Annotated in this window: 15 protein-coding genes and 1 pseudogene; 6 read left to right on the top strand and 10 right to left on the bottom strand. The window is 72.6% G+C overall.

From position 1 onward, the window contains the following. Positions 1–13 precede the first annotated feature (13 nt). Positions 14–2,029 (top strand): HelD family protein, encoded by a 2,016-nt coding sequence (locus tag ACFZDA_RS08755; protein ID WP_391077058.1) that lies wholly within the window; start codon positions 14–16, stop codon positions 2,027–2,029. Between the two features lie 57 nt (positions 2,030–2,086). On the opposite strand, the gene ACFZDA_RS08760 is transcribed toward ACFZDA_RS08755, so the two are convergent. From ACFZDA_RS08760 to ACFZDA_RS08770, 3 genes are all read right to left on the bottom strand, one after another. Then, entirely contained in the window at positions 2,087–3,268 is a 1,182-nt protein-coding gene (locus ACFZDA_RS08760; RefSeq protein ID WP_391077062.1) for a GDSL-type esterase/lipase family protein, read from the bottom strand. Between the two features lie 5 nt (positions 3,269–3,273). Continuing rightward, positions 3,274–3,906: a WHG domain-containing protein gene (locus tag ACFZDA_RS08765; protein ID WP_391077065.1), complete on the bottom strand. Its 633-nt coding sequence runs from the start codon at positions 3,904–3,906 to the stop codon at positions 3,274–3,276. A gap of 89 nt (positions 3,907–3,995) precedes the next feature. Beyond that, the gene (locus ACFZDA_RS08770) at positions 3,996–4,544 is read right to left on the bottom strand and encodes a DUF2269 family protein (protein ID WP_391077068.1); all 549 of its coding nucleotides are present in this window, start codon (positions 4,542–4,544) and stop codon (positions 3,996–3,998) included. Between the two features lie 176 nt (positions 4,545–4,720). Between ACFZDA_RS08770 and ACFZDA_RS08775 the strand changes: the two genes are divergently transcribed. Then, positions 4,721–5,374, top strand: coding sequence for a methyltransferase domain-containing protein (locus ACFZDA_RS08775; RefSeq protein WP_391077071.1), 654 nt, complete (start codon positions 4,721–4,723; stop codon positions 5,372–5,374). 148 nt (positions 5,375–5,522) lie between these two features. Here ACFZDA_RS08775 and ACFZDA_RS08780 read toward each other — a convergent pair whose 3' ends face one another. The 3 genes from ACFZDA_RS08780 to ACFZDA_RS08790 are packed head-to-tail and all read right to left on the bottom strand — an operon-like array spanning position 5,523 to position 7,776. Next, positions 5,523–6,083, bottom strand: a complete 561-nt coding sequence (locus tag ACFZDA_RS08780) for an ABATE domain-containing protein (protein WP_391077073.1) — start codon at positions 6,081–6,083, stop codon at positions 5,523–5,525. Positions 6,084–6,118: 35 nt separating this feature from the next. Then, a complete protein-coding gene (locus ACFZDA_RS08785) occupies positions 6,119–7,312 on the bottom strand; it encodes an aminotransferase class I/II-fold pyridoxal phosphate-dependent enzyme (RefSeq protein ID WP_391077076.1) in 1,194 nt (397 codons plus the stop codon). Continuing rightward, on the bottom strand, positions 7,309–7,776 hold the full coding sequence (locus tag ACFZDA_RS08790; protein WP_391077079.1) for a DUF664 domain-containing protein: 468 nt from the start codon (positions 7,774–7,776) through the stop codon (positions 7,309–7,311). Before ACFZDA_RS08790 ends, ACFZDA_RS08785 begins: the two co-directional genes overlap by 4 nt. Positions 7,777–7,957: 181 nt before the next feature. Here ACFZDA_RS08790 and ACFZDA_RS08795 point away from each other — a divergent pair. Beyond that, positions 7,958–8,160 (top strand): annotated as a pseudogene (locus tag ACFZDA_RS08795) (VOC family protein); the annotation flags it as partial. A 26-nt stretch (positions 8,161–8,186) separates the two neighbouring features. On the opposite strand, the gene ACFZDA_RS08800 reads toward ACFZDA_RS08795, so the two are convergent. Beyond that, positions 8,187–8,711 carry an AAA family ATPase gene (locus tag ACFZDA_RS08800; protein WP_391077082.1) on the bottom strand — a complete coding sequence of 175 codons (525 nt, stop codon included), beginning with the start codon at positions 8,709–8,711 and terminating at the stop codon, positions 8,187–8,189. A gap of 59 nt (positions 8,712–8,770) precedes the next feature. Between ACFZDA_RS08800 and ACFZDA_RS08805 the strand changes: the two genes are divergently transcribed. Both ACFZDA_RS08805 and gap read left to right on the top strand, forming a co-directional pair. Further along, positions 8,771–9,727: a helix-turn-helix domain-containing protein gene (locus ACFZDA_RS08805; protein ID WP_391077085.1), complete on the top strand. Its 957-nt coding sequence runs from the start codon at positions 8,771–8,773 to the stop codon at positions 9,725–9,727. A gap of 107 nt (positions 9,728–9,834) precedes the next feature. Continuing rightward, positions 9,835–10,833, top strand: coding sequence for a type I glyceraldehyde-3-phosphate dehydrogenase (gene gap / locus ACFZDA_RS08810; RefSeq protein ID WP_391077088.1), 999 nt, complete (start codon positions 9,835–9,837; stop codon positions 10,831–10,833). A gap of 42 nt (positions 10,834–10,875) precedes the next feature. On the opposite strand, the gene ACFZDA_RS08815 is transcribed toward gap, so the two are convergent. Beyond that, entirely contained in the window at positions 10,876–11,877 is a 1,002-nt protein-coding gene (locus tag ACFZDA_RS08815) for a WYL domain-containing protein (RefSeq protein ID WP_391077091.1), read from the bottom strand. Between the two features lie 137 nt (positions 11,878–12,014). Between ACFZDA_RS08815 and ACFZDA_RS08820 the strand changes: the two genes are divergently transcribed. Continuing rightward, positions 12,015–12,410 (top strand): Rid family hydrolase, encoded by a 396-nt coding sequence (locus ACFZDA_RS08820; RefSeq protein ID WP_391077093.1) that lies wholly within the window; start codon positions 12,015–12,017, stop codon positions 12,408–12,410. Positions 12,411–12,465: 55 nt separating this feature from the next. Here the strand turns inward: ACFZDA_RS08820 and ACFZDA_RS08825 are convergent, their stop codons facing one another. Further along, positions 12,466–13,869, bottom strand: coding sequence for an AAA family ATPase (locus tag ACFZDA_RS08825; RefSeq protein WP_391077096.1), 1,404 nt, complete (start codon positions 13,867–13,869; stop codon positions 12,466–12,468). A 13-nt stretch (positions 13,870–13,882) separates the two neighbouring features. Next, a complete protein-coding gene (locus ACFZDA_RS08830) occupies positions 13,883–14,734 on the bottom strand; it encodes a PhzF family phenazine biosynthesis isomerase (protein WP_391077099.1) in 852 nt (283 codons plus the stop codon). Positions 14,735–14,739: the final 5 nt, after the last annotated feature.

Consider the following 14,739-nt stretch of genomic DNA (forward strand, 5'->3'; position numbering starts at 1 on the left):
TACGCTCTGTGGAATGACGTCGACCGAGCCTGCCCTTCAGCAAGTCCTCGACCGTGAGCGCGTCCATCACGAGCGCTGCCGGGCCGCCCTCGCCGCGATGGTCGAGGGCGCCGACGAGCAGGTCGTCATCGGGGAGGACGTGTCCGCGTCCGGCGCCGATGCCGAGGTGCTCGGGTACCGGCTGCGCAGCCAGGCCAAGGCGCTGCGTGAGCTGCCCGAGGGGCCCTTGTTCTTCGGGGCCTTGCAGGGGGAGGACGGGCAGTTGCACATCGGGCGCCTGCGGATCTCCGAGCATCCGGCCGAGCCGCCCCTCGTCGTCGACTGGCGTGCGCCCGTCTCACGCGCCTTCTACCAGGCCTCGGCCCGCGACCCGCAGGGCGTCGCCGTGCGCCGCCGGTTCGGGTGGGCGCCCGGCAGCCGGGGCGACTCCGGCGACCTCACCGGCCTGGAGGACGAGCACCTGGGGCAGGGCGAGACGCGGACCAGCGAGATCGTCGCGCGGGAGATCGAACGGCCGCGCGTCGGGCCCATGCGGGACATCGCCGCGACCATCCAGCCCGAGCAGGACGACCTCGTCCGCGGGGACCTGGCGGTGTCGGTGTGCGTGCAGGGGGCGCCCGGCACCGGCAAGACGGCCGTCGGGCTGCACCGGGCCGCCTACCTGCTCTACACGCACCCGCAGCGCATCCGGCGTGGCGGTCTGCTGATCCTCGGGCCCAACCGCACCTTCCTGTCGTACATCGCGGAGGTCCTGCCGTCCCTCGGCGAGACGGGCGTTCGGCAGTCGACGCCGGCCGAGGAGATCGCGCGGCATCCGGTCCGGGGTGTCGACGAGCCGGCGGCCGCCGTCGTCAAGCACGACGCCCGGATGGCCGAGGTGCTGCGGCGGGCGCTGTACACGCGGGTGCGCGCCGAGGGCGCCGGCTCCCTCGCCGTGCCGGACGGGTCGTACCGCTGGCGGGTGCCGGCGCCGACGCTGGAAGGGATCGTGGCGGACGTGCGGCGGGAGGAACCGCCGTACGGGGTCGGGCGGGAGCGGGTGCGGGCACGGATCACGCGGTGCCTGCGCGAGCAGGCCGAACGGCGGGCCGGGCCGCCCCCCAACGCCTGGGTGCGCCGGATCGAGCGGGCCCGGCCCGTGTCCGCGTACGTCGACGCCGTCTGGCCCCGGGTGCGGCCCGACGAGGTCGTGGCCGGACTGCTCGGCGACGCCGGGGCGCTCGCGGAGGCCGCCGACGGGCTGCTGGACCCGGCCGAGCAGCGGGCGCTGCTGTGGCGCAAGCCGCCCCGGTCGTGGAAGTCGGCCCGCTGGTCGGCCGCCGACCTGGTGCTCCTCGACGAGGTCGCCGGGCTGATCGAGCACCCGGAGGGGTACGGGCATGTGGTCGTCGACGAGGCGCAGGACCTGTCCCCGATGGAGTGCCGGGCCATCGCCCGCCGGGCGCCCTTCGGCTCGCTGACGGTCCTGGGCGACCTGGCGCAGGGGACGACACCGTGGGCGGCGCGGTCGTGGCAGGCCGTCCTGGCGCACCTGGGGAAACCGGACGCGGCCGTGGTCGAGCTGACCACCGGCTTCCGCGTGCCGCGCGCGGTCGTCGCCCTCGCCAACCGGCTGCTGGAGCGGCTGGACGTGGACGTACCGGCGGCCCGTTCGCTGCGCGGGGACGGGGAGCTGCGGACGCGCGAGACCGACGCGGCCGGCGTGCCGGGCGCGGTCGTGGAGGCGGTACGGGACGCACTGGGGCGGGAGGGCTCGGTCGGGGTCGTCGCGGCGGACGCGGACGTGCCCGGCATCCGAGTGGCCCTGGACGCGGCCGGAATCGACGCGGCGGGCCCCGGGGAACTCGGCGCGAGGGTGTCCCTGGTACCGGCGAGCGTGGTCAAGGGGCTGGAGTACGACCACGTCGTGGCCGTCGAGCCGGCGGCGATCGCCGAGGCGGAGGACCGGGGACTGCACCGGCTCTACGTGGTGCTGACGCGGGCGGTGTCACGGCTGGAGGTGGTGCGGGCGCGGCCGTTGCCGTTCTGACCTGCCGGCCGCGACGGCGTCCCCAGGGTGTGGACGCCGTCGCGCGAGGTCATGCGGTCATGAGGCCGGGGCGAAGGGGCCGCTTCCGGTGAAGGCCCGTGCGTGGAAGCGTTCGCCGATGTGGCGGTGGGTGGCGGCGTCCGGGTGCACCTCGTCGGGGAGGGGGAGCCGCGCCGCGTCGGAGGCGCCGTAGAGGTCGAGGCCGTCGAGGTAGTGGAGGTTCGGGTCGGCGGCGGCGCGCTGCCGGACGATGCGGGACAGTTCCTCCCGGATGACGCCGAGCGTCAGCTTCCCGGCGGGCACCTCCGCCGGGTCGCCCATCGCGGCGAACCGCAGCCGGCCCTCGCCGAGCGCGCTGACGTCCGGGGCCGTGGGTCCGGGCGTGGTCTCGTGGATGGCGCAGTGGATCGAGGAGACGACCAGCAGCGGGGCGTCGGGGTGCCCGTCGCGGATCGTGTCGAGGAAACCGTGCACCGCCGGACCGAACGCGCGCAGCCGCATCGCGTCCGCGTTGACGATGTTGATGCCGATCTTCACGCTGATCAGGTCGGCCGGGGTGTCCCGCATGGCGCGCGCGGTGAACGGGTCGAGCATTGCGCTGCCGCCCAGACCGAGGTTGACCAGTTCCACACCGCCGAGCGACGCGGCGATCGCGGGCCAGATGGCGGTCGGGCTCGCGGCGTCGGAGCCGTGGCTGATCGAACTGCCGTGGTGCAGCCACACCCGGCGGCCCCGGTCCGGCACGGGCTCGACGGGAGCGTCGGTGCGCAGGGCGACGAGCGCGGTGGTCTCGTTGTGCGGCAGCCAGATCTCGACGTCCTTCTCCCGTGCGGGCAGGCCGGTGAAGCGGACGGTGCCGACCGGGCCCGGCGTGACCTCGCCGTCCCAGGTGGCCATGTCGATCGTGAGGACGTTGCCGCCCGTTCCCGCGGCCTGGCCGGCCGGGCGGCCGTCGACGAGCAGGTCGTACAGGCCGTCCGGGCGGGGCGGGAAGCCGGCGTAGTCGCGCTTGGTGCGCAGCGTGTCCAGCTCGACGGCGGTCGCCGCGGTACGGAACGCCAGCCGGACACCGGACGGCTGGGCCTCGGCCATGGCCAGCTGGGCGTTGGTGTTCTGCGCGCGGGCCCGGGCGGGCAGCCGGTGCGGGAGCAGCCCGTGCTCGGTGCGCTCCAGGTCGAGGGCGCCGCGCAGCAGGTCCGCCGTGAGGGGCGTGGTGATCCAGTCGTGCTCGGTGTGCATGGGTGTCAGCCTCGGGGGTCGGTGGGGGGTGCGGGTGAGCTGCTGCTGGTTGAGTGCGTATGAGCGCGTTCCGGTGCGGGCCAGTTCCGCAGCAGCGTGTCGAGGGCGTCGAGGATCCGGGCCCAGGTGACGTCGGTGTCGGGAGCGCTGTGGCTGAACCCGCCGCCCATCTCCAGGCTGACGTAGCCGTGGAAGACGCTGCCGAGCAGCCGGACCGCGTGGGTCTGGTCCGGTTCCGTCAGGTCGTAGCCGCGCAGCAGCGCCCGGGTCATCTGCGCGTGCCGGACGCCCGCGCTCGCCGCCGCCGTCTGCGGGTCGAGCCGCAGCTGGGCGGCGGCGTAACGGCCGGGGTGTTCCCGGGCGTAGTCGCGGTAGACGTCTCCCAGGGCGGCCAGGGCTTCCTTGCCGGCCCGCCCGGCCAGGGCGTCGGCGGCCCGGTCGGCGAGTTCCGTGAGCGCGAGCAGGGCGATCCGGGTCCTGAGGTCCTGGGAGTTCTTCACGTGCGAGTACAGACTCGCGACCTTGACGTCGAACCGGCGGGCGAGCGCCGAGACGGTCACCTGATCAAAGCCGACCTCGTCGGCCAGCTCGGCACCCGCCTGTGTCAGGCGTTCCGGTGTCAGTCCTACGCGTGCCATACGGCCACTCCCTTCTGCCAGAAGGTAGTGTGCATTTGCCTAAAGCTATTAGGCAAATTCGAGTGCCGTTATGGAAGCCGTGTGCTGCCTCAGGCGTCCTGGAGGGCGCGTCGGGCGGGTGCCCGCAGCCTCCTGCCGCGCCTGGTCGGGCCCCAGGGCTTCAGGACGGAGATCACCGTCATGAAGACGTAGGCGCACAGCGAGACGACCGGCCCGAACAGCACGTCACCGGCATCGGGCAGGGGCCCGCCCGCGGCGACGGCGGTGACCGCCGAGTTCACCGCGGGGCGCAGGGCGAACACCGTGGCGGTGGTCGTGGCGAGGGTGAGCCAGAACTTCGTGCAGACCCAGCGGTGCCGGGCGAGTCCCCACGGCGTGCCCAGGGACAGCACCAGTCCGGTGAGCAGCGTGAGGAACGCGACGGGGAGCAGGAGCCAGTCGGCGAAGAGCTTCATGGCCCGCACGGACGACTCCACGGTCACGGCGGACCCGGTGGTGGCCGCGGTGCTCCCGAGCGCGAGCAGCCCGAGCGTGAGCCCGAGCCAGGCCGCGGAGGCGATGACGTGGACGACGAGAACGGCCCGGCGCGCCGGGCGGCCGAGTTTCGGAATCGGGTGGGACTTCTGCTTCGGCTTCACGCTGCCACCGTGCCGGGCGGGGGTGGCGGTGGCGTCCGACGGCGGGAGTAAACCGGCGTACTGGTGTCGGAGTACGGGCGTCGGCGTTGTGGCGGGGGAGTACGGGCGGGGGACCGGCAGCTACCACCCCGGCGTGACAGCCCGGCTCTGTCAGCCCCGTCGTCTACCTTCACGGCATGACCGAGCCGTCCCACCTCACCGCCGTCCGAGAGTCCTACGACACCGTCGCCGCCGACTACGCCCGGCTCGTCAAGGAGCCGGCCGAGCTGGACCCGGTGTCGCGCGCGATGCTGGCCGCCTTCGCCGAGCTCGTCCGGCCGCCACACCCCGGGCCGGTGGCCGACCTGGGCTGCGGGCCGGGCAAGGTGACGGCACATCTGGCCGCGCTGGGCGTGCCGGTGTTCGGCGTGGACGTGTCGCCGGAGATGGTCGGACTGGCCCGGGCGGCATACCCGGATCTGCGGTTCACCGTCGGCTCGATGACCGCGCTGGAGACCGGCAGCGGCGAACTCGGCGGCATCCTGGCGTACTACTCCACCCACCACACCCCGCCGCAGTGGCTGCCGGCCGTGTTCGCCGAGTTCCACCGCACCCTCGCGCCCGGCGGCCGGCTGATGCTGGCCGGCCCGGTGGGCGGCGGCGAGCACCTGCGCCCCTCGCACGCCTACGGCGACCACCCGGTGTCCTACGAGTCGTACCTGCTGCCGCCGGACCGGATCGCGGAACTGCTCCACCGGGCCGGGCTGGTCGTCACGACGCGTGTGGTGCAGGAGCCGGAGGAGGGGACCAAGCGGCAGACCGGCACGTTCCTGGCGTACAAGCCGCGGTAGCGGGGGCGGGCGCGTCGCTGACCGCCGTGCGGCCACACCCTCCTGTCGGCGGCGGTCGTCTCGCCCCGTGCGAAGCACGGCGGGTTCGGAGCCGCGGCCACCGGTACGGCAGGGCTCCCACCTGGCGGCATGCGACGCCGGGAAGCGGTCAGTGTGCCGCCTGCTGGCGCCGCTTGCGGTAGTTGGCCACCTTGTGCCGGTTCCCGCACTCGGCCATGCCGCACCAGCGCCGGTTGGCGGACCGCGACAGGTCCACGAACAGCCGGGTGCACTCCTCGTTGAGGCACTCCCGCACGCGGGCGAAGTCGGCGCCGCCCAGCAGATCCACCGCGTCCCGGGCCACCGCGCCGAGCACCTCGTCGACGCCTCCGGTACGCGTCAGGTGACCGTCCTCGTCGAGTTGGAGCCTCGGCAGCGGCAACCGCGCCGCCTCGTTCACCTCGGCGAGGGCTTCCCGCGCCTCGCTGTCCGCGGCCGCCGTCAGGGGCCACGCGCCAACCAGCGTGTACACGGCTTCCCTCAGACGGCACATTCTCGTCAGGGCGCGTGCGTCCAGCCGGCCGGGCGTGTCGAGAAGTCCGGCCTGGTGGATCCAGCGCCGCAGGTCGTCAGGGGAACGCAGCAGTTCGATACGCCGGCTCCGCCGCCACAGCAGGGTGCCCGCGAGGTCCAGGCAGAGCCGCCCGCTGACGAAGACGAAATCATCCACACGGCCATGCTGCCAGGTGGTGTCCGGCACCGCCGTCACCCCTCCCGCTCGCCCAGTGCGTCGGCGACCCGGCCCAGGATCTCGTCCAGCACCTGGTGCGAGGTGGCGAAGTTCAGCCGCACAAACCCCTCGGCGCCGGGACCGAAGGGGAGGCCGCCGTCGAGCAGGACCCGGCCGTCGCCGAGCACCTTCTCCACCGGTGGTTCGCCCAGGCCGAGCGGCCGGGTGTCCAGCCATGCCAGGTACGTGGCCTCGGGCAGGTGGTGGCGGACGGACGGGAGCCGGTCACGTACCACGTCGCGGACGCGCCGGCGATTGCGGCTCAGCACGGTCAGAAGATCGCGCTGCCAGGCGTCGCCGTGCTCCCACGCGGCCAGGGTGGCGACCACACCGAGCGGTGAGACGGTGCCGTACAGGTCGGGCGGCTGGGCATCCCGCAGCGCGAGGAGGCGGTCCGGGCCATAGTGCGTGACGGCACAGCGGATGGCCGCCAGGTTGAACGCCTTGGTCGCGGAGGTCAGGGTCACCGTGCGGCGCGCGGCGTCGCCGGACAGACTCGCGAAGGGGATGTGCCGGTGGGGGGCGTAGGTCAGCTCGGCGTGGATCTCGTCGCTGACGACGAGCAGATCGTGGCGTCGCGCGATGGCCGCGAACTCGCCGAGTTCGTCGTGCGTCAGCACTCGGCCGGTGGGGTTGTGCGGATTGACCAGGACAAGTGCCGTGCAGCCGGACCGCTTCACCGCGGTGTCCAGGGCGGCGAAGTCCATGCGCCAGCCGTCATCGGTGTCCTCCATCGGGACGGGCACGATTCGCCGGTTCATCGTCCGCAACGTCGCCAGGAACGGCGGGTAGTTGGGAACCTGCACCGCCACCGCGTCCCCGTCCGACGTCGCGAGGTGAAGGACGAGTTGCAGACACTGGATCAGGTCGGTCTGCTCACGCACCCGGTGGGCCGGCGCGGTCCATCCATAGCGCTCGGCCATCCGCTTGGCGAAGGCCGTACGCAGCGGACTGCCGTCTGGCCAGTCCGGATAACCGAGATCGCGGCGGTCGACGGCCTCGTGCAGCGCGGCCACCACCGGCGGCGGGGTGGGGAAGTCCATGTCGGCCACCCACGCCGGCAGGACGTCCTCCTGCGAACGGTGCCATTTCACGCTGCCGCGAGCGCGCAGCCAGCCGGGGTCGAGGTCATCGAAGCCGGGAATTCCCCGAGTCGGCGCGGGCTTCATGCCGGTGCCCCGGCCCGCAGCAGATCGCGGGTGATCTGAACCTGTCCGTGATGCTGGGCCAGTTCCTCCAGTACGTGAAGCTGGACGCCCCGCACGCTCAGCGGACGATCAGGGCCCTCGAAGTCGGCAGGTGGCGTGTTGCGCGGCGGCTGTGACGGCAGCGCCTGGCGCAGGTCTGCTTCCAGACGCGTGAAGAGAGCGTCGACCTCCCTCCGCAGGCGCCGCACGTCCCCCTTCGCCGTGAACTCGGAGGGCCGGTCGCGGTCGACACGGCGCCCCGCGATCACGTGCCCCAGCCAGTAGTCGGCCACCGCCGTGCAGTGGTGCGCGATGGCGTACGGGGAGTTGGCGCCCGGCAGGGGCGGCGCGGTGTTGCCGAGGTCGTCACCCAGTTCTTCCAGCGCGCCGAGCATCCCGTCGAAGGCGCGGCGAAGGAAGTACAGGTACTCGTCATGATCGTGCACGGTGCCTCCTATCGATCGGGAAACACCAGCATGAGCCCGCGATGAAACACCTGTCAAGGCGGTGTCTTATTGCCTGGTCGGCGTGGCTTCTGCGTCGTGATTGCTGGAGAAATGGCTGAAGGACGAGTTGCCCGACAGTGCTATGTAACCGGGTTGAGTAGTGTCTTCGGATCGCGGCTGCCCGAGGTCGAACGCCGAGTTCGCCTCACTTGGCGGTGGGGAGGGGCTCTCCCTCGGCTTTCAGCGGGTCGACGGCTACCGGAGGAGGCCGAGGCGCGGCTGCTGGGGCTGGGAGTGGGTCGGTCCGAGTGGCAGCCGGACGAGGGCAGATGGCGCGTGCTCATGGATCCGGCGGGGCACCCGTGCTGCATCGTCGGAGGCTGAGGGGCCCGGCGTGGGTCGGGCGGAGCTCAGTTCTTGACGGCCTCCGCGATCCGCTGGGCGGCCTCGGCGGGTGTGAGGTGCGTGGTGTCGACGATCTCCGCCTCGGCGTGCAGCCAGGTGCGGGCCGCCTCGGCGTAGGGCTCCAGGTACTGGAGACGGAACGAAGAGTTGGGGCCGACGACGGTGTCGCCCGCGATGCGTGCGCGGAGGGTGTCCTGGTCGGCGTGGAGGACGAAGTGCCGTACCGGGATGGCGTGTTCGGCCAGGCCCGTACTGATCTCCCGCCAGTACCGCTCGACCAGGACCGTCATGGGTATCACCAGGGTGCCGCCGGTGTAGTCGAGGACGCGGCGGGCGGTCTCGACCACGAGCGGCCGCCACGGCGGCCAGTGCTGGAAGTTGTCCGTCTCGGGCAGCCCCGGCTTGATGTCCATGAGCGTCTCGCCGACCTTCTCCGCGTCGAACACCCGCGCATCCGGGAGCAGCCGCTGCACGAGCGCGCTGGTCGTCGTCTTGCCCGCGCCGTGGGTTCCGTTGATCCATACGATCATGCGGCCCCACGCTAGCGGCTGACGGGCCTGCCCGGGGCGCACCCACGTAACCTCTTCCCGTGCCCGCACCCCGCCTGCATCGCGTCGCCGTCCTCGTCCTGGAGGGTGCGAAGCCGCTCGATGTCGGGATTCCCGCGCAGGTGTTCACGACCCGCGCGAGCATGCCGTACGAGGTGCGGGTGTGCGGGGCGACACCCGGTCTCGTGACCGGCGGCGACGGCCTCGCGTACTCCGTCGCCCACGGCCTCGACGCGCTCGCCTGGGCCGACATCGTCTTCGTCCCCGGCTACCGGTTCCCGGACCGCGAGGACCCGCCGCAGGCCGTCGTCGAGGCACTGATCGCCGCCCACGACCGGGGCGCGCGGCTCGCCGCCATCTCGACGGGCGCGTTCGCGCTCGCCGCCACGGGCCTGCTCGACGGCAGGCGCGCCACGACCCACTGGCACTACACGCGGGCTCTCATGGTCAGGCATCCGCTCGTCAAGGTCGACGAGAACGTGCTGTTCGTCGACGAGGGCAGCGTGCTCACCTCGGCCGGCGCCGCCTCCGGCATCGACCTGTGCCTGCACATCCTGCGCGGCGACCTCGGCGTGGCCGCGTCCAACCACGCGGCGCGGCGTCTGGTCGCGGCCCCCTACCGCAGCGGCGGCCAGGCCCAGTACGTGCCGCGCAGCGTCCCCGAGCCGCTCGGCGAACGGTTCGCCGCCACCCGCGAGTGGGCGCTGCACCGGCTCGGCGAGCCCCTCACCCTCGACATCCTGGCGCGGCAGGCGGGGGTCTCGCCGCGCACGTTCTCCCGGCGCTTCGTCGAGGAGACCGGCTACACGCCGATGCAGTGGGTGATGCGCGCCCGCATCGACCTGGCCCGCGAACTGCTGGAGCGCTCGCAGCGCGGCGTCGAGCAGATCGCCACCGACGTCGGGCTCGGCACCGGCGCCAACCTGCGGCTGCACTTCCAGCGCATCCTCGGCACCACACCGAGCGAGTACCGGCGCACCTTCACCCGGGGCGAGTGACCCGCCCGGGCACCGTGTGGCGGGATCCTTTTGAACCGTGGCGATCCCGCCACTGTCCGCGGCGCCGGCCGCGGGCGAGCCTGGTGGGGAGGGAAGGGACATCACTCATGACTCGTATCGCCATCAATGGATTCGGCCGCATCGGGCGCAATGTGCTGCGCGCCCTGCTGGAGCGCGACAGCGCCCTGGAGGTCGTCGCCGTCAACGACCTGACGGAGCCCGCCACGCTCGCCCGGCTGCTCGCCTACGACAGCACGGCCGGCCGGCTCGGGCGCCCGGTGACCGCGGACGGGGACGCCCTCGTCGTCGACGGACGCCGGATCACGGTGCTGGCCGAGCGCGAACCGGCGCAGCTGCCGTGGGCCGAACTCGGCGTCGACATCGTCCTGGAAGCCACCGGCCGCTTCACCTCGGCCAAGGCCGCCCGGGCCCACCTCGACGCGGGCGCGAAGAAGGTACTCGTCAGCGCGCCGTCGGACGGCGCCGACGTCACGCTCGCGTTCGGCGTCAACACCGACGCCTACGACCCGGCCGTGCACACGGTCGTCTCGAACGCCTCCTGCACCACCAACGCGCTCGCGCCGCTGGCCAAGGTGCTCGACGACCTCGCCGGTATCGAGCACGGGTTCATGACGACGGTGCACGCCTACACGCAGGAGCAGAACCTCCAGGACGGTCCGCACCGCGACGCCCGGCGCGCCCGGGCCGCCGGCGTCAACATCGTGCCGACCACGACCGGCGCCGCCAAGGCGATCGGCCTGGTGCTGCCGAACCTCGACGGCAAGCTGTCGGGCGACTCGATCCGCGTCCCGGTGCCGGTGGGCTCGATCGTCGAACTGAACACGACCGTCGCCCGCGAGGTGACGCGCGACGACGTGCTGGCGGCGTACCGCGCCGCGGCCCAGGGGCCGCTGGCCGGCATCCTGGAGTACTCGGAGGACCCGCTCGTGTCGTCCGACATCACGGGCGATCCCGCTTCGTCGATCTTCGACTCGGCCCTCACCCGCGTCGACGGCCGCCACGTCAAGGTGGTCGCGTGGTACGACAACGAGTGGGGCTTCTCCAACCGCGTGATCGACACGCTCGAACTGCTCGCCAGGGGCTGACGGGACGCTTTCGAGGTCGCCGGTTGCCGCGGAACAGCGGGGTCAGTCCGCAACGGGGCACCGGTCCGCCCGGGACGGCGGACCATAGCGGGCGGCGACCGCGGCGGCGCGGTCGCACAGGGAGGTGCGCAGCCACTGCGGGGCCAGGACCTCGGCGTCGATGGCGTGCTGCCACAGGGCCCATTCGGCATGGCGCGAATCCTGGAAGATCACGTTCAGCCGCAGCCAGCCGTCCGCGTGGGCTTCCTCGGCGCAGACCGCCAGGGCGGTGCCGACCAGGTGCTCCCGCCGGGCCGGATTCACCCGCACCAGCACGGCGACCTTGTCACCGCCGGTCCGGAACCGCGCGTTGCGTTCCTGCCAGGCCCGGTCCAGGTCGACGGTTTCCGGTCGCTGCGCGGGTTCGTCGAGTTCCTCGGCGGCCAGCACCCGGGACAGCCGGTAGGTGCGGTCCTCGCCGGCCCTCTTGGCCAGCAGGTAACCCTGCTCGCGCACGGTGACCAGGCCGATCGGGTCCACCGTGCGCCACTTCGGGGCCTGGCCCACCGCCGCGTAGTGGATGCGCAACCTGTGTCCGGCGAACACCGCGCGCCGGACCTCGGCCACGATGGCGTCGGGCATCTCCTCGGTGGCCGTGCGGCGCGAGAGGATGTCGGTCTCCGGGTCGATGAGTAATCGCCGCGCCGCATCGGCCGCCGTGTCCCGAAGCCCCTCGGGCAACGCGTCGACCACCTTGAGCATGGCCGAGGCGAGCGCCGAACCGAGGCCGAACAGCTGTGCGCCGCGCCGCGATCCGGCCACGAGCAGGGCGAGCGCCTCGTCGTGATTCAGTCCGGTGAGCGCCGTCTGGAAGTCGGGCAACAGCGCGAAACCGCCGTGCCGGCCGCGCTCGGCGTACACCGGGACGCCGGCCGCGGACAGCGCGTCGATGTCGCGCAGCACCGTGCGGGTGGACACCTCCAGCTCACGAGCCAGTGTCTCCGCGGTCATCCGACCGCGCTGGCGCAGCAGGAGCACCAGGGAAACCAACCGGTCGGCGCGCATGCGAAAACTCTAACGAAATACATGACCGAGGATGTCACGTATTGCTGGAAGGCTCCTTTGTGCGACGACAACGCCCGGCGGGTGCCGAGTTGTTGACGTACGTACTCAGTGAACCCAGCGGATGGAGCGAGTCGGCAATGGAACGTAACGCGGTCAACCCGGTGTCGTGGTCGGTCGAGATGGGCTTCAACCAGGGTGAGGTCGTCTCCGGGCACTCGCGGACCCTGTACATCTCGGGCCAGACCGCGATGAGCAAGGAAGGCAAGCCCGAGCACGATGGTGACATGGCGGCGCAGCTGGCGCTGAGCATCGACAACATCGAGGCGGTGCTCGCCGAGGCCGGCATGTCCCTCTCCAACCTCGTCCGGCTCAACGTCTACACGACCGACGTCGACCTGCTCTTCCAGCACTACGGTGTGCTGGCGGGCCGGCTCGGCGCCGCCCAGGTCGCGCCGGCCACCACCATGCTCGGTGTGACGCGCCTGGCGATCCCCGGCCAGATGGTCGAGCTCGAGGGCACCGCTGTCGCGTGATGTGACCCCGTCTCCTCCGCTGCCCGTGCCCGTGAGCCGGCACGGGCGGCGGCTGCTATCCCTCCTCGCCGCGGACGGCACGGCGGAGCCTGATGAGGCGCTCGTGCAGGACGCGCTCCCCGCCGTGCTGCGTGGGGCGGTAATAGTCCGTGCCCACCAGGTCGTCCGGCGGGTACTGCTGCTCCAGGACTCCCTCGGGGAGCCTGTGGGGGTAGCGGTAGCCGATCGCGTTGCCCAGTTCCCTGGCGCCGGTGTAGCGGCCGTAGCGCAGATGGGCGGGGATCTCGCCGACGGCGCCCGCCCGGACGTCGGCCATGGCCTCGTCGATCCCGACGATCACCGCGTTCGACTTCGGCGCCGTGGCCAGGTGCACGGTGGCCTGCGCCAGGGCGAGGCGGGCCTCGGGCATGCCGATGAGCTGGACCGTCTGCGCCGCCGCGACGGCCGCCTGCAGTGCCGTGGGGTCGGCCAGCCCGACATCCTCACTGGCGTGCACCACCAGCCGCCGCGCGATGAACCGCGGGTCCTCCCCGGCCACGAGCATGCGGGCCAGGTAGTGCAGCGCGGCGTCGGGGTCCGAGCCGCGGATCGACTTGATGAACGCGCTGACGACATCGTGGTGCTGGTCGCCCTGCCGGTCGTAGCGGACGGTCGTCTGGGCGACCGCCCGCTCCACCGCGGATACGTCGACCACCGTGCCGCCGGTGCCGGTCACCCCGTCGGCGCTCGCCTCCAGGGCGGTCAGCGCACTGCGGGCGTCGCCGGCCGCGAGGCGTACGAGGGCGTCCTCGGCCTCGGCGGACAGCGTGACCGCACCGCCGAGGCCGCGCTCGTCCCGCACGGCGCGGCGCAGCAACGCGCGCACCTCGTCCTCGCTCAGGGACTGGAGTTGCAGCACCAGCAGGCGGGAGAGCAGCGGGGCCACGACCGAGAACGACGGGTTCTCGGTGGTCGCCGCGACGAGCAGCACCAGCCTGTCCTCCACGGCGCCGAGGAGCGCGTCCTGCTGGGTCTTGGAGAAACGGTGCACCTCGTCGATGAACAGCACGGTCTGCCGTTTCTGCCGGTCGCGGCGGTGGCGCGCGTCGTTCATCACGTCGCGCAGTTCCTTCACCCCGCTGGACAGCGCCGAGAGGGCGACGAAGTGCCGGGGGGCCGCATCGGCGAGCAGCCGCGCGAGGGTCGTCTTGCCGGTGCCGGGCGGACCGTAGAGCAGCACCGACGCCGCCTCCCCGCCCTCCGCCAGCCGCCGCAGCGGCGCGCCGGGCCGCAGCAGGTGCGCCTGGCCGACCACCTCGGCGAGCGTGCGCGGTCGCATCCGTACCGCCAGCGGTGCGCCGGCTGGTACGGGCTCGGCGGGCGGGGTGTCGTCGGACGACGTGGGTAACGCGAACAGCCCGTCGTCCTCGGCGGCCATGGACACGCGCGGCGGCCCTTCCTCTGCAGACAGGTCACTCATACGATCTCGGCGGCTACGCGTACAGCGTTCCACGGGCGACGGCCACGGCGGACCCCGCCACCTGGACCGAATCGATCCGTTCCGGCGTCCCCGTCGCGCGAGCGCGCATCGTCGAAGGGCGCCCCATCTCCACCCCTTGGCGGATCTCGATCCACTCCCCGAACGGGATCAGTCCGTGCCGGGCCAAGTGTACGGGGAGGGAGCCGGCGGCCGAGCCGGTGGCCGCGTCCTCGACCACGCCGTAGGCGGGGGAGAACATGCGCAGCCGCCACCGGGTCCCCGAGCCCGCGAAGCAGTTGGCGGCCATGTCGGGCAGCCTCGCGAGCACCCTCTGGTCCGGCTCCAGGGCGGAGAGCGCGGCCACGCTGTCCAGGCCGACGAACACGTGCCGGGGCCCGTTGTCGTAGACCTCGACCGGGAGCGTGCTGCCGGTGGCCGCCAGGTCGAGACCGGTGACCAGTTCGTCCGCGCGGTCGTAGGGCTCCCACGTCGGGAGGGGCTGCCACATGCCGGCGGCGACGGTCCGGCCGTCGTCGTCACGCTCCAGTTCGAACGCCACGGTGCCCTTGGCGGTCTCCATGAGGAGTTCCTTCGCCTCGTGCGACTCGCCGAGCACCACGGCCGTGCCCAGGGTGGGGTGCCCGGCGAACGGCAGCTCGTTCACCGGGGTGAAGATGCGGACCCGCACGTCCCCGCCGTCCTGCGCGGGGAGGACGAAGACGGTCTCGGACAGGTGCATCTCCCGCGCGATCTGCTGCATGCGTGCGGCGGAGAGGCCGGAGGCGTCCAGGAAGACCGCGGTCGGGTTTCCTTCCAGCGGGACGTCGGTGAAGACGTCGGCCACCACGTACTCGTACGTACCCATGGGTT

Source organism: Streptomyces sp. NPDC007991, assembly GCF_042958445.1.
Taxonomy (GTDB): domain Bacteria; phylum Actinomycetota; class Actinomycetes; order Streptomycetales; family Streptomycetaceae; genus Streptomyces.

What these genes read in the sequence shown, in the direction of transcription:
- ACFZDA_RS08755 (WP_391077058.1), top strand. Translation starts at nt 14, where the DNA reads ATGACGTCGACCGAGCCTGCCCTTCAGCAAGTCCTCGACCGTGAGCGC.
- ACFZDA_RS08760 (WP_391077062.1), bottom strand. Translation starts at nt 3,268, where the DNA reads ATGCACACCGAGCACGACTGGATCACCACGCCCCTCACGGCGGACCTG.
- ACFZDA_RS08765 (WP_391077065.1), bottom strand. Translation starts at nt 3,906, where the DNA reads ATGGCACGCGTAGGACTGACACCGGAACGCCTGACACAGGCGGGTGCC.
- ACFZDA_RS08775 (WP_391077071.1), top strand. Translation starts at nt 4,721, where the DNA reads ATGACCGAGCCGTCCCACCTCACCGCCGTCCGAGAGTCCTACGACACC.
- ACFZDA_RS08785 (WP_391077076.1), bottom strand. Translation starts at nt 7,312, where the DNA reads ATGAAGCCCGCGCCGACTCGGGGAATTCCCGGCTTCGATGACCTCGAC.
- ACFZDA_RS08800 (WP_391077082.1), bottom strand. Translation starts at nt 8,711, where the DNA reads ATGATCGTATGGATCAACGGAACCCACGGCGCGGGCAAGACGACGACC.
- gap (WP_391077088.1), top strand. Translation starts at nt 9,835, where the DNA reads ATGACTCGTATCGCCATCAATGGATTCGGCCGCATCGGGCGCAATGTG.
- ACFZDA_RS08815 (WP_391077091.1), bottom strand. Translation starts at nt 11,877, where the DNA reads ATGCGCGCCGACCGGTTGGTTTCCCTGGTGCTCCTGCTGCGCCAGCGC.
- ACFZDA_RS08820 (WP_391077093.1), top strand. Translation starts at nt 12,015, where the DNA reads ATGGAACGTAACGCGGTCAACCCGGTGTCGTGGTCGGTCGAGATGGGC.
- ACFZDA_RS08825 (WP_391077096.1), bottom strand. Translation starts at nt 13,869, where the DNA reads ATGAGTGACCTGTCTGCAGAGGAAGGGCCGCCGCGCGTGTCCATGGCC.
- ACFZDA_RS08830 (WP_391077099.1), bottom strand. Translation starts at nt 14,734, where the DNA reads ATGGGTACGTACGAGTACGTGGTGGCCGACGTCTTCACCGACGTCCCG.